Raw genomic sequence first — 12,522 nt, forward strand, 5'->3', positions numbered from 1 at the left:
ACATGAGCGAGAAAAAACAAGCTTCCCTGCTGGTGCAAGGCTACGAGGTCGTGATCGGCTTCGAGACGCACGCCCAGCTCGCCACGCAGTCCAAGATCTTCAGCCGCGCGCCCACGGCCTTTGGTGCCGAGCCCAACACACAGGCCTGCGCGGTGGACCTCGCGCTGCCCGGTACCTTGCCGGTGATGAACCGGTCGGCGGTGGAACTGGCGATCCGCCTCGGTCTTGCGCTGGGTTCGCACATTGCCGAACAAAGCGTGTTCGCGCGCAAGAACTACTTCTACCCCGACCTGCCCAAGGGCTACCAGATCAGCCAGTTCGAGATCCCGGTGGTGCAGGGCGGCGAGGTGTCGTTCTTCCTCGGCGCCCATTCGACAGGCTCAGGGCAATCGGAAAAGCGGACGGTGCGCCTCGTGCGTGCTCACCTCGAAGAAGACGCGGGCAAGAGCCTGCACGAGGACTTCATCGGCCAAAGCGGCATCGACCTCAACCGCGCCGGCACGCCGCTGCTGGAGATCGTGACCGAGCCCGACATCCGTTCGAGTGCCGAAGCCGTGGCCTACGCCAAGGAGCTGCACAAGATCGTCACCTGGATCGGCATCTGCGACGGCAACATGCAGGAAGGCTCGTTCCGCTGCGACGCCAACGTCTCCGTGCGCAAGCCGGGCGCGCCGCTGGGCACCCGACGCGAGATCAAGAACCTGAACTCGTTCAAGTTCATGCAGCAGGCCATCGACTACGAGGTGCGCTGGCAGATCGAGCAGATCGAAGACGGCCATGCGATCCAGCAGGCCACGGTGCTGTTCGATCCCGACACCGGCGAGACGCGCGCCATGCGCACCAAGGAAGACGCGGCCGACTACCGCTATTTCCCCGACCCCGATCTGCCGCCGCTGGTGATTGCGCGCAGCTGGGTGGATGAGGTGAAAGCCGGCATGCCCGAGCTGCCGCGGCAGATGGCCGAGCGCCTGGTGACCGAATACGGCCTGCCCGAGTACGACGCGACCACGCTCACGCAAAGCCCGGCGATGGCAGCCTACTTCGAAACCGCCGCCCAAGGCAGTGGCCAAGCCAAGATGGCCAGCAACTGGATCATGGGCGAGGTCTCGCGCCGGCTGAACGCTGAAGAGAAGGACATGGCACAGGTACCGGTGAGCGCCGACACACTGGCCGCGCTGCTCAAGCGCATCGCCGACGGCACCATCAGCAACAACGCCGCCAAGCAGGTGATGGATGCGTTGTGGGCAGCTGAAGCCAGCGATGTCGACAGCGTCATCGAAGCCAAAGGCCTCAAGCAGATGAACGACGCCGGCGCGCTGGAGAAGATCGTCGACGAGGTGATGGCCGCCAACGTCGAGAACGTGGCGCAGTTCCGTGCTGGCAAAGAGAAGGCGTTCAATGCCCTCGTGGGTCAGGTCATGAAGGCGAGCAAGGGCAAGGCCAATCCTCAGCAGGTCAACGACGTGCTGCGCCAGAAACTGGGGTGAGGGCGCGCCTCAGCGCGAGGGCGCCGCGCTGAGGCCTGTGCGGCTGCCACCGGCCGCCAGCCAGAGCTGGCGCAGCTTGGCCAGCTCTTCGTCAAACCGGGCGTTGATGCGCTGCTTTTCCTGGACCTGCTCTTCCAGAAAGCGCTTCTGCACACCCATCTGCTTCTCGTTGTCTTCGACCTTGCGCTTGAGCCAGTTGGGCGCCTTGTTCACGTCGCCCTGGTAGAACTCCAGCTCGGTGTTGATGTCCTTGCGCTGGGTCACCAGCGCGAGCTCGCGCTTGTGCACGGCGCCAATCACTTCGTCGACCTGCGCCAGCGCCTCGGCCCGTTCCTTGTCATGCACTTGCTGGCTGGGGTAGCGGATCATCAGCGCGCGCTCGCGGCGCCGCTCTTCCTGCACGCGCGAGCGTTGGTCTTCTTCGGCCTTGCGCTGGGCCTCGACCTTGGCACGTTCGTCGGCGGTGTAGCTCGGGGGCAGCGTGTTGCGCACGATGCCGGTGTTGCCCAGCTGCTTTTGCTCGCGGTCCAGGCACTCCACGATGGGGCGGTCGCGCACGATGGTGTTGCCCTTGGCGTCCACGCAGGTGTACATGCGGGCCTGCGCGTGCGCCACGCCACCACTGCTGAGCAGCAGCGCGCAGCTGGCCACCCAGATGCGGGCGGGAGACAGGGTGGGCATGGGCAGGGATGACAACATGGGAGGAGGGGTCAGGCCACGCCGTAGCGTTGGCGGTAGGCCAGCACGCGTTCGTGGTGTGCATCGAACTCGCCGCCGGCACGGAGGTTCAGATACTGCAGCAAATCGGCCAGCCTCGCAATCGTACAAACTTGCATGCCGAGCTCGCGCTGCACGTACTGCACGGCGCTGTGGTCCACATCGCGCACCTGGCCGTCGGCGCCCACTTCGGTGGCCTTTTCCTGGCGGTCCAGTGCAATGGCAATCGCATGCGGTATGGCCCCGGCCGCGCGAATGAGCGCAATGGACTCGCGCGCGGCGGTGCCGGCGGACATGACGTCGTCCACGATCAGCACGCGACCCTTGAGCGGTGCGCCCACCAGCGTTCCGCCTTCGCCGTGGTCCTTGGCTTCCTTGCGGTTGTAGGCAAAGGGCACGTTGCGGCCCAGGCGTGCGAGCTCGATGGACACCGCCGCACCGAGGGGGATGCCCTTGTACGCGGGGCCGAAGATCATGTCGAATTCGATCCCGCTGGCCACCAGGGCTTTTGCATAGAATTGCGCGAGCCGCCCCAGCTTGGCGCCGTCGTCAAACAGCCCGGCATTGAAAAAATAGGGGCTCAGGCGCCCTGCCTTGGTCTTGAATTCGCCAAAGCGCAGCACGCCGGCATCAACGCAAAACTGCACGAATTCCTGCGCGAGCGCAGCATCCGGCGCGCCGGCTTGTACCGCGCCTGTGTCCAACACCATGGAGACATCCTTGTTCAAACTCACCAGCCTCAATCTCAACGGCATTCGTTCGGCCACCACCAAAGGGCTGGAGAAGTGGCTCGCCGCGCACCGGCCCGATTGTATTTGCGTGCAGGAAGTCAAGGCCCAGGCGCCCGATGTGATGGGCCGCTTTGAAGAAATGGCCGGCCTCAAGGGGCACTTCCATTACGCGCAGAAGAAGGGCTATTCGGGCACGGCGGTCTACACGCGGCACGAGCCCAGCGACGTGATCATCGGCTTCGGTTCCACCGAGTTCGATGCCGAGGGCCGCTTCACGGAGCTGCGCTTTGACACCCCGCAGCGCAAGCGCTCGATCCTCAGCGTGTACTTTCCCAGCGGCTCGTCAGGCCCGGAACGGCAGGAGGCGAAGTACCGCTTCCTCGACGCCTTCTACCCGCACCTGCAGGCCCTCAAGAGCGAGCGCGAGTTCATCCTGTGCGGCGATGTGAACATCGCCCACCAGCAGAAGGATCTGAAGAACTGGCGCAGCAACCAGAAGAACAGCGGCTTCCTGCCGGAAGAGCGCGCTTGGATGACCCGGCTGCTGGACGAAGCCGGGCTGGTCGATGTGTACCGCCGCCTGCAGCCCGACACCACCGACACCTGCTACACGTGGTGGAGCAACCGGGGTCAGGCCTACGCGAACAACGTGGGCTGGCGGTTGGACTACCACCTGGCCACGCCCGCGCTGGCCGCGCTGGCGCGCACGGAATCCATCTACAAGGGCGAGAAGTTTTCCGACCACGCGCCCATCACCATCGAATACGACTTCGCGCCCTGAGCCTGGATCGCTGGACGCATGCACGCGCGTCCACGGTCAATGCGAGTGCTGTCGAATGGGGTCTTCAGTCCGGGAAGTGCTCGATGTGCGACTCCCCGCGGCGGCCCAGGTAGGTGACATGGCGTCCCGCGAGCCACACGGTGTATCCGATGCAGCCCGCGCGCTGTGAGAGCCGTTTGAACTCGGGATACATCACCCGACCCTGCTGCGCGCCGAGAATGGCCGCGCGTATTTCGCCGTCATTGAAGGTGTCTGCAATGCCCTCTTGCGGCCGACCGAAGGCGAGGTCCAGGGTGCTGCCGTCGGGCAGGTAGTAGGTGGTGCGGCCGGTGCGGTAGTCGACGTGGTAGGACTCCACCTGAACACGCATCAGCTGGCTGATCACTTCACCGAAGTGAATGGTGCCTTGCTGGGAAGCGTCGAAGGTGGCCTGTATGGCTGAGTGGGTGTTTGCGTTCATGTGGGCTTTGGGCGGGTATGGCTTCAGGAGATGGGAACGGCCTGGAGCTGATGCTGTTGCACCAGGGCCTGCAAACTTGTCATCAGCGTCTGCCTATCCTTTGCGGGGAGGTGGCTGAAGAAGTGCTCGTCGTTGGCGTCGGCCAACGCGGCCAGCCGGGGCACCAGGTCCTTGCCCGCTGCTGTCAGCACCAGCGACTGCTCCCTTGCACGGCCGAGCACCCGTTGCCTTTCGGCCAGTGCCTTTTCCTCAAGGCGGGACACCACCTTGGAGGTGGCTCCCTTGGTCATGCCCAGGGCTTGTATCAGCTCGGCGTGCGTGGTTCCGTCTTGCGACCACAGCGTGCGCAACGCCACCCATTCCGTGAGGGTGACGTCCTGGGTTTCGAGAAGTTGCTGGAAGCGCAGGGATACATGGTTGGAAACGAAGCGCAACCAGAAACCCAGGTGGGCTTCCAGTGGCGCGGGTGGGGTTCGGGACGTGGAGGCTTTCATCAGGTTTCCATGGAAACTTTCTGAATTCTAGTTTCCACGGAAACCTTCGTCAACGCTTTTCCTGCTGACGCGTGCACCGATACCGGCGCAGCGCCCTGAGCGTCAGCGCATCAGATGTGCGAGGGCAGCCACGTGGCCAGCGGGGGCCACGCGTAGATCAGCCAGGCCAGGAACAGGATCAGCACCCAGTAGGGCACCGAGCCCATGAAGATTTCGCTGACCTTGATGTTGCGGTCGGGAATGGCCGCCTTCACGACGAACACGCCGATGCCAAACGGCGGCGTGAGCACGCCGGCCTCGATCACCAGGATGCCGATCAGCGCGAACATGATCGGGTCGATGCCCAGTGCCTGCGCCACCGGCCAGAAGATCGGCACCGTCAGCAGCATGATGGAGATGCTGTCGATCATGGCGCCGAGCAGGAACCACACGGCCACCATGAACAGCAGCGTGCCGCCGGTGCCCAGGCCCATGGACTCCAGCACTGCCTGCACCTCTTGCGGAATGCCGTTGAGCGCGATCAACTTGCTGTAGATCGTGGCGGTGAGCAGGAGCAGCATGATGGGCGTGACGGTGCGTCCGGCCTCGACGAACGCGTTGAACACGCCACGCCCGCGCATGCCCTTGGCCCAGGCCAGGATGGCCGAACCGACCAGGCCCACGGCGCTGCCCTCGGTGGGCGTGAAGTAGCCGAACCAGATGCCGCCGAGCGTGACCGCGATCAGCACGCCCACACCCAGCGAGCCGCCGATCTGCCCACGCGTGAGACGCACCTGCTGGTCGCTGGCCACTTCGGGGGCTGCCGATGGCCGCAGTTTGGCGTAGACCATGCAGTACACCGCATAGAGAAAGGCCAGCAGCAGCCCGGGGAACACGCCGGCGGCGAACAGCTTGCCCACCGATTGCTCGGTGAGGATGGCCCAGACGATCATGAACACCGAGGGCGGGATCAACAAGCCGAGCACCGAGCTGCCGGCGATGCAGCCGGTGGCAAAGCTGCGGCTGTAGCGCGCTTCGCGCATGGCCGGGTAGGCCACATGGCTGAAGGCCGCGGCCGCAGCCACGCCCACGCCCGTGACGGCGGCAAACACCGCGTTGCCACCCACGGTGGCCACCGCGAGGCGGCCCGGCACGCCACGCAGCCCGCGGTTGACCACGTTGAACAAATCACTGGCCGCGCCGCAATGCGCGATCAGCATGCCCATCACGGTGAAGCAGGGGATGACGATGAAGTTGTATTCCTTGATGCCCGAGAGCGCCGACTGCTGCAGCAGGTTGATCATCGGGTCCAGACCGCCGAGCGCGAAGTACAGGCCCAGCGCGGCGGAGGCCGCGAAGGCAAACACGATGGGCACGCCCACCACCACGAGCACGAGCAGCGCAATCAGGCCGCTCCACATTTCGAATGACATGTTGGTTTCCTATTCCGGCAGTTGTTCTTCTTCTGGCGCGCCCATGCGGCCGCGCATGCCCTCGGCCACGAAGCCGATGCACACCAGCGCGGCCACCACCCACAGCACGATGGAGCCAAAGCGCAGCGGCCAGGCGGGGATGCGGAAGGCGTCGTTGCCGAAGAACTCGCCGCTGTTCCAGCCCGCCAGCGATGGTTCCCAGGAGGCGATCACCATGGCAATGAAGAACGCGGCGCCCAGCAGATAGGTGAAGGCGTTGAGCTGGCTGCGCACGGCCGGCGGCAGGCGGTCCAGAAAGAACGTGACGCGCAGCAGCTTGCGCTCGCGGATCACGTAAGGGGCCTGCATGAAGGTGAGCAGTACGAGCCCCACACCCGCGAGCTCGGCTGTGCCGGCAAAGGGTTTGTTCAGCAACAGCCGGCCTGCCACGTCGTAGCAGATCACCAGCGTGAGGATGACCAGCACGATGGCGCCCGCCACATGCAGCCCCAGCAGGGCCCGATCTGTCCAGGTTTTCATGGAATGTCCTTGTTGTTCAATGTCTTGCTTCTTGTTTCGGGTCTCAGGTGCGGGCGCTGCGCTGGGCCGCGAGCAGGGCCACGGCGCCTGCGCCCACCATCAACAAGGCCACCGTGGCGGTGCGTTGTGTGGCATGGCCCGGCAGCAGTGCAGCACCACCACTCACCAGCGCGCCCACCGCCATCTGCAGCATGCCGGTGAAGGCCGCTGCCATGCCGGCGCGCGCGGGCAGCGCCTGCATCACCACGCTGAGTGCCGACGGGAAGATCAGGCCGTGGCCGGTCGAATAGACCAGCATGCCCAGGATCCACATCGGCGTGGAAGGCCACCACACGCAGGCAGCGATCATCGCCGCGCCCAGCGCCGCCAGCGCGCCGCCCGCGTGGCACAGGGCCAGCGCACCGGTGCGCCGCGACTGGCGCATGGCCCACAGGCTGCCCACCAGAAATCCGAGGTAGGTGCCGCCCAGCACCCACGCGATCTCGCGCCCGTCCAGGCCCACCGATTCGCGCAGCGCCGCCGGCCCCTGGGCGATCAGCAGGAAAAACACCGAGCTGATGGCCGCGAAGCCGATGGCCACCCAGCGCGGTGTGCGGTGCTGCCAGAGCGCGGGCAGTGTGTCCCAGCCGGGCAGGGTGGTGCCGGCCGGGCGCGTCTCCACGTGTCGCCCCAGCGCCACCGCGCCGCCCAGCGCCACCAGCAACGGCACCACGCCCAGTGCCACGCGCCAGCCGCCGCCGTGCGCCAGCAGCCACCACCCCAGCACCGGCGCCACCGCCGGCGTGAAGGCGAAGGCCACCGAAATGATGGCCATGCCCCGCTGCAGTGGCGCGCCGCTGCAGAGGTCGCGCAAGGTGGCACGCGGCACCACCAGCACCACGCTCAGGCCCAGTCCCGTGAGGCAGCGGCCCGCCAGCAATATCGTCGCGTTCGTGGCGGCTGCGGCCATCGCACTGCCGCACAGGCCGATGAACAAACCGGCCAGCAGCGTGCGCCGCCGCCCCCAGCGGTCGGCACCCCAGCCGGCCAGCGGCTGACCCACGGCCAGCCCCAGCACATACAGCGCAATGGCGGCCTGCCCTTGAAAGGCCGTGAGCTGGAGCGCTTCTCGCAGCGCCGTGTCCAGCGGCACCAGCACATTGAGCCCCAGCGGCGGCAGGCATGCGATGGCGGTGAGCCAGATCAGCCATGACCGGATCGGCAGCTCGCGAGCGGGGGTCACCGTGGCACAGCCAGCTCGGGGTTCAGAGCGGGTAGTCCACCGGGAAGCTGTAGCCGGCTTCCTTCAGGAATCGCACATACGTCTTCAGCACCTCGGTGGCGGGCATGCCCTTGCCGTCGAGTTCCTTGGCGGCCTTGCCCGGCAGGTCCTTGAGCAGCTCGGCCCAGCGCTTCTTCTCGGCATCGGGCAAGGTGTTGATCTTCACGCCCGCGGCCTTGGCGCGCGCTTCCACATCGATGTCGCGCTGCTTGCTCAGTTCGGCCACGCGCATGGACGATTCTTCGGCCACCTGGTCGATGATCGCCACCACGTCCTTGGGCAGCTTGTTGCGCGTGTCCAGGTTCATGAAGGCCACCAGCGTGCTCAGCGAACCCTGGCCCGTCTTGTTGAAGAACTTGGCCACCTCCTGCAGCTTGAAGGCCTCCAGACCCGAAGCGTAGAACAGGCTGCCGTCGGCCAGGCCGTTCTGCATGGCCTGGTAGTGCTCACCGATACCCAGCGTCACCGGCACGGCGTCCACCGCAATGAACAGCGGTGCGTTGGTGCCGGCCAGCGCAATGCGCTTGCCCTTGAGTTCGGCGATGCTGTTCCAGTCGAACTTGGTGGTCAGGCCATAGGCTTCAGACGTCATGGCCCCCAGCACGTGGCTGTTGTAGGGCTTCATGCTGGCCTGAAGGGCGGGCACCTCCTTCATCATGCGGTTGGACACCTTCTGCTGAAGCACAGGGTCGGGCGAGGTGAAGGGCATGTAGGCGCTGTAGTTCAGCAGACCGGCGCGCGACTGCTCGAAGCCGATGGGCGACAGGCCGATGTCCAGCGTGCCTTTCTGCACGGCTTCGATCACGCCATCGACCTTGGCGACGCTGCCGCCCCAGGCCTTGATAAAGCGGACGTCGTGGCCGGTTTTTTCCTTCACGCGTTTCGTCACTTCGGTGGCGAAATAGCTGTCGTACACGCCCACGTAGGTCAGGCCGGTGGTGTGGCCGCCACCCATGCGCAGCGTGAAGCTGTCGGCGTGTGCGGCGCAGGCGGCCGCTGCGATGGCGGCCAGGGTGAACAGTTGCTTGAATTTCATCGTTGTCTCCTTCTTGGAATGGTCAGGTGGGGTCGGTGAGCAAGGCTTCGTACATCTGGGGGTTGAGCACGTGCGGGTAGTGGCCACCGGTGGGCAGGCTCACGTGGCGTGCACCGGGATACTGCTGACGCAAGCGCTCGCGCACCTGGGGTGGAATCAGCGGATCGTCGTCGCAATCGAGCACGGTGATTGTCGTGTCGGGCAACGGCAGCGCCGGGCAAACCTGCGAACGTACCACCCCCAGAAAACGCGCGCGCAGGTTCTCGGGCGATTGCCGCTCGGCCAGCATGATCGCCTGCAACTGCTGCAGCGGTGCCACCGGCGAAGCCTGCACGCGTGAGAGCCACTCGGCGTGCAGGTCTTGCGCGCTGATGCCTTCGACGAACTGCCGGTCAAACATCGGGTTGGCCGCCAGGTCGGAGCCGTCCACAAAGCCGTTGCCCAGCACCAGCGAGGTCACGTTCTGCGGATGCCGCAGACCGTAGAACTGCAGCCAGTAGGCCGAGAACGACGAGCTCACCACGCGGCCGGGCGGCAGGCCCAGGTGCTTCACCACGGCGGCGAGGCCGTCGGCCAGCTGTGCCGGATCGTGCAGTGCCGGGTAGGTGACCGCGACCAGGCGCAGGCGCTCGCCCAGCGAGAGCAGCGTGCGCACGAACATGGCGCCATCGCCCACCGAGCCGGGCAGCAGCACGGTGGCCGGGCCCGGGGCTTGCGTGTCCAGCCAGCGCCATTCGTGCCCGTCCACCACCAGCGACTGCCAGGCGTAGCGCGCCTCGAGCTGCGCGAGCAGCTCGCGCATCGTCGACTCAGAAGTTGCCGTCGGCATCGACATAACCCTTGGCTTTGAGCTCTTCCATGGCCTCGGGAGAGAACTCCGCTTCGGGCTGGTTGCCGCCGATCACGAACAGCAGCCAGTGCGAGCTGTTGGGCTCTTCGAAGGTGATGTTCTCGAAACGCCGCTGCACGCCCGCCGGGAACGAGATCACGTCGCGCGGGCCCAGCTCGAAGGCCTCCACGCGGCCGTCCACTTCCCACGAACAGCGCCAGCGTCCGGTCAGCGGCATGAAGGTTTCGTTCGTGTCGTGGTTGTGCATCATCGGGCCCTTGCCCGGCGTGGTCTCGCACATGCCCATGTTGAAACCTTCGTTGATCTTGATCGCCGCGTTTTGCGCCGAGTTCGCGCCCACGGGCGAGTGCTTGTCCGGGTCGCCTTCGGGCGGCTGGAAGCCAATGACGTTGTACAGGGTGCGCACGGCGCTGGGGTAGCGGCTGTCGGGCAGGCCGCCGTCGGAGCCCTTGAGCTCGCTGAACAGGGCGACGCGCTTGCGCATCTCTTCTCGGGTAACGCGGATGGTGGGGATCTTGCCCATGGTGGCTCCTCGGGGGTGGGAAAAATGGCGCGGCCACCCGTGGGTGGCACGTGGTTGAAATACGCGGGTCATGCGTGTGGTGTCTCCGATGCCCGCTCGTGAACGGACAAATTAAAGACGCTGGGTGCCGCACAGGCAATTGACCTGACCGATACCCGTTATCGCGCTGTCGATGGGCACAATGGGGTCGGGAGTCCCAAGGCCGGCAAGAGCCTCAATGCAAGGAGACCCTGTGCGACTGCGCAATGCCGACCTGAACCTGCTGGTGGCCTTTGACGCCCTCATGCGCGAGTGCCACGTGACGCGCGCGGCCAACCTGCTCGACATCAGCCAGTCGTCCATGAGCCTGGCGCTGGCCAAGCTGCGCGTGCTGTTTCACGACCCGCTGCTCATCAAGTCGGGCAACGCGCTCATTCCCACCGTGCGCGCGCGCGAGCTCATTCCGCAGGTGGAGCAGGTGCTGCGCAACGTGGACATGCTCATCCACGAGCAGACGCCTTTTGACCCGGCCCACGCCAGCCAGGTCATCAGCATGATCGTGGTCGACTACATCGACTTTGTCGTCATGCCCACGCTGATGGCCGCACTCGGACGCGAAGCCCCCGACGTGTCGCTGCGGCTCATCAACCCCAACCCGCGGCGGCTGGGCGAGATCATGAGCCGGGGCGACATCGACCTGGCGCTCTCGTATTTCCCGACACCCCCGGAAAACATCCGCACGCGCCCGCTCTTCACCGACCGGCTGGTGGGCATCGCGCGCACCGGTCACCCGATGTTCGAGCGGCCCCTGTCGCTGGAGCGCTTCTGCGAGTACGGGCACGTGGCCATCGAGCCAGGCGAAGGCGCTACCATGTACAACGCGCTGGTCGACGACGCACTGCAAAACGTGGGCATGCAGCGCCGCGTGATGCTCTCCAAGCCCACCTTTCTGGGTGTGCCGTTCGTCATTGCGCAGACCGACCTGATCGCCACGCTGCCCGAACGGCTGGTGCAGCGCTTCACCGATATCGCGCCGGTGCGCATCTTCGAGCCCCCGCTGCACCTGGACCGGCTCAACGTGGTGCTGATGTGGCACGACCGCACGCACAACAACCCGCTGCACCGCTGGGTGCGCGATCTGGTGGCGCGGCTGTTTGCGCGCTGAGGGGCGGGCTCAGCGGTACTGCGCCGCCGAGATGAATTCGCCGAAGGTCTCGCACCAGACCACCACCGTGTTGTAGGCCTGCAGGTCCACGCCCTGCGGCAGTGCCACGATGAAGTTCTCGAAGGTCTTCACGTCCCCCACGCGCAGCGCCTGGGCCTTGATGCGCAGGAACCCCGGCTCGTCCTGCACGAACGCGGGCGCGAGGTACAGCTTGTAGTCGGGCCCTGGGGCGAGGCGGCCCATCAGCGCCACCGCCGTCGGCCCCACCGAGACCGTGCCCTCGCCCCAGTGCAAGGCGTCGCTGCCGGCGAGGTCACGGCGGAACCGGGCGGTGAACTGTGCCTTCGTGGCCAGGGCGCTGACCTCGGTTGCTGCCGGCGCCGGTGGTGCGATCAGGATCGGCAGGGCGTAGATGCCGAGCGCGAAGCCCGCGAGTGCCACGAGCGAATGGGAGACAAGGAGCAGCAGGGCTTTCTTCATGGGTGTCTTTCTACACCAGGCAGCAATGCCCTGCGAGCCAGACAGAGGTGGCGGGATCGTCGACCGACGCGTGCGGCGCTCCCGCTTGCCTGCGCAGGCGCATGCGGCAAGTTTTGCCGACCACCCTGCGGCATGTGAGGGCATGCCGCGGGCTGGCCGCCACCGTGGCGGTGTCCTGTCGGCTACCGCTGGGGATCCTGCCGCAGGCACATCGCTTGCCGCGTGCAGTGGCGTCCGATCCTTTTTGTACGACGCAGTCCCTTCAACCCATCCAGGAGATACCACATGGCATCGAACACCCAGAACCAGCAAGAGCAGGGCTCATACCAGCAAGGTCAGAACCAACAGGGTCAGAGCCAATCAGGCCAAGGCCAGCAGGGCCAGAGCCAGACCGGCCGCGGTCCGCAAGGCGACACGCGGAAAGAGGGCGATCGTCAGAGCGAACAAGGCCAGCCGGGCAAGCCGGATCAGCAGGGCCGCCAAGACGCGCGTCCGTCGCAGCAGGATGGCCAACGCTCCGGATCCCAAGCCGAGCGCGACAGCACCCGCCGCCCTGGCGACAACAACGCGATGTGAGCGCTCGTGCGGCGTCTGCTCCGGGGTGAGACCTGGTGCCGGGCGCCGCAC

At 65.9% G+C, this 12,522-nt stretch carries 15 protein-coding genes; 4 read left to right on the plus strand and 11 right to left on the minus strand.

Annotated features, from left to right (window positions below; genetic code table 11):
- The first annotated feature begins 2 nt into the window (after window positions 1-2).
- Window positions 3-1,487, plus strand: a complete 1,485-nt coding sequence (gene gatB / locus KXJ60_RS09190; protein WP_291126506.1) for an Asp-tRNA(Asn)/Glu-tRNA(Gln) amidotransferase subunit GatB — start codon at window positions 3-5, stop codon at window positions 1,485-1,487.
- Window positions 1,488-1,496: 9 nt separating this feature from the next.
- Here the strand turns inward: gatB and KXJ60_RS09195 are convergent, their stop codons facing one another.
- The gene (locus KXJ60_RS09195; protein WP_291126508.1) at window positions 1,497-2,186 is read right to left on the minus strand and encodes a DUF4124 domain-containing protein; all 690 of its coding nucleotides are present in this window, start codon (window positions 2,184-2,186) and stop codon (window positions 1,497-1,499) included.
- An 11-nt stretch (window positions 2,187-2,197) separates the two neighbouring features.
- Window positions 2,198-2,914, minus strand: coding sequence for an orotate phosphoribosyltransferase (gene pyrE, locus KXJ60_RS09200; RefSeq protein ID WP_291126511.1), 717 nt, complete (start codon window positions 2,912-2,914; stop codon window positions 2,198-2,200).
- Window positions 2,915-2,924: 10 nt separating this feature from the next.
- Here pyrE and KXJ60_RS09205 point away from each other — a divergent pair, with 10 nt between their 5' ends.
- Window positions 2,925-3,716 (plus strand): exodeoxyribonuclease III, encoded by a 792-nt coding sequence (locus tag KXJ60_RS09205; RefSeq protein ID WP_291126513.1) that lies wholly within the window; start codon window positions 2,925-2,927, stop codon window positions 3,714-3,716.
- 64 nt (window positions 3,717-3,780) lie between these two features.
- Here the strand turns inward: KXJ60_RS09205 and KXJ60_RS09210 are convergent, their stop codons facing one another.
- From KXJ60_RS09210 to KXJ60_RS09245, 8 genes are all read right to left on the minus strand, one after another.
- A complete protein-coding gene (locus KXJ60_RS09210; protein WP_291126515.1) occupies window positions 3,781-4,176 on the minus strand; it encodes a DUF1398 family protein in 396 nt (131 codons plus the stop codon).
- 23 nt (window positions 4,177-4,199) lie between these two features.
- Window positions 4,200-4,670 (minus strand): MarR family winged helix-turn-helix transcriptional regulator, encoded by a 471-nt coding sequence (locus tag KXJ60_RS09215; protein WP_291126516.1) that lies wholly within the window; start codon window positions 4,668-4,670, stop codon window positions 4,200-4,202.
- A 110-nt stretch (window positions 4,671-4,780) separates the two neighbouring features.
- A complete protein-coding gene (locus tag KXJ60_RS09220; RefSeq protein ID WP_291126518.1) occupies window positions 4,781-6,082 on the minus strand; it encodes a TRAP transporter large permease subunit in 1,302 nt (433 codons plus the stop codon).
- A 9-nt stretch (window positions 6,083-6,091) separates the two neighbouring features.
- Window positions 6,092-6,601, minus strand: a complete 510-nt coding sequence (locus KXJ60_RS09225) for a TRAP transporter small permease (protein ID WP_291126520.1) — start codon at window positions 6,599-6,601, stop codon at window positions 6,092-6,094.
- Window positions 6,602-6,644: 43 nt separating this feature from the next.
- Entirely contained in the window at window positions 6,645-7,823 is a 1,179-nt protein-coding gene (locus tag KXJ60_RS09230; RefSeq protein ID WP_291126522.1) for an MFS transporter, read from the minus strand.
- Between the two features lie 22 nt (window positions 7,824-7,845).
- Window positions 7,846-8,898, minus strand: coding sequence for a TRAP transporter substrate-binding protein DctP (dctP, locus tag KXJ60_RS09235; protein ID WP_291126524.1), 1,053 nt, complete (start codon window positions 8,896-8,898; stop codon window positions 7,846-7,848).
- Between the two features lie 22 nt (window positions 8,899-8,920).
- Window positions 8,921-9,700, minus strand: a complete 780-nt coding sequence (locus tag KXJ60_RS09240; RefSeq protein WP_291126527.1) for an alpha/beta hydrolase — start codon at window positions 9,698-9,700, stop codon at window positions 8,921-8,923.
- 7 nt (window positions 9,701-9,707) lie between these two features.
- Window positions 9,708-10,271 (minus strand): cupin domain-containing protein, encoded by a 564-nt coding sequence (locus KXJ60_RS09245; protein WP_291126528.1) that lies wholly within the window; start codon window positions 10,269-10,271, stop codon window positions 9,708-9,710.
- Window positions 10,272-10,503: 232 nt separating this feature from the next.
- Between KXJ60_RS09245 and KXJ60_RS09250 the strand changes: the two genes are divergently transcribed.
- Window positions 10,504-11,415 (plus strand): LysR family transcriptional regulator, encoded by a 912-nt coding sequence (locus tag KXJ60_RS09250; RefSeq protein WP_291126530.1) that lies wholly within the window; start codon window positions 10,504-10,506, stop codon window positions 11,413-11,415.
- Window positions 11,416-11,424: 9 nt separating this feature from the next.
- Here KXJ60_RS09250 and KXJ60_RS09255 read toward each other — a convergent pair whose 3' ends face one another.
- A complete protein-coding gene (locus tag KXJ60_RS09255; RefSeq protein WP_291126532.1) occupies window positions 11,425-11,895 on the minus strand; it encodes a DM13 domain-containing protein in 471 nt (156 codons plus the stop codon).
- A 285-nt stretch (window positions 11,896-12,180) separates the two neighbouring features.
- Here KXJ60_RS09255 and KXJ60_RS09260 point away from each other — a divergent pair, with 285 nt between their 5' ends.
- Complete coding sequence (locus KXJ60_RS09260; RefSeq protein ID WP_291126533.1) at window positions 12,181-12,471, plus strand: hypothetical protein; 291 nt, start codon at window positions 12,181-12,183, stop codon at window positions 12,469-12,471.
- The last annotated feature ends 51 nt before the right edge of the window (window positions 12,472-12,522 follow it).

The organism is Hydrogenophaga sp. (assembly GCF_019264445.1).
Classification (GTDB): Bacteria; Pseudomonadota; Gammaproteobacteria; order Burkholderiales; family Burkholderiaceae_C; genus Hydrogenophaga.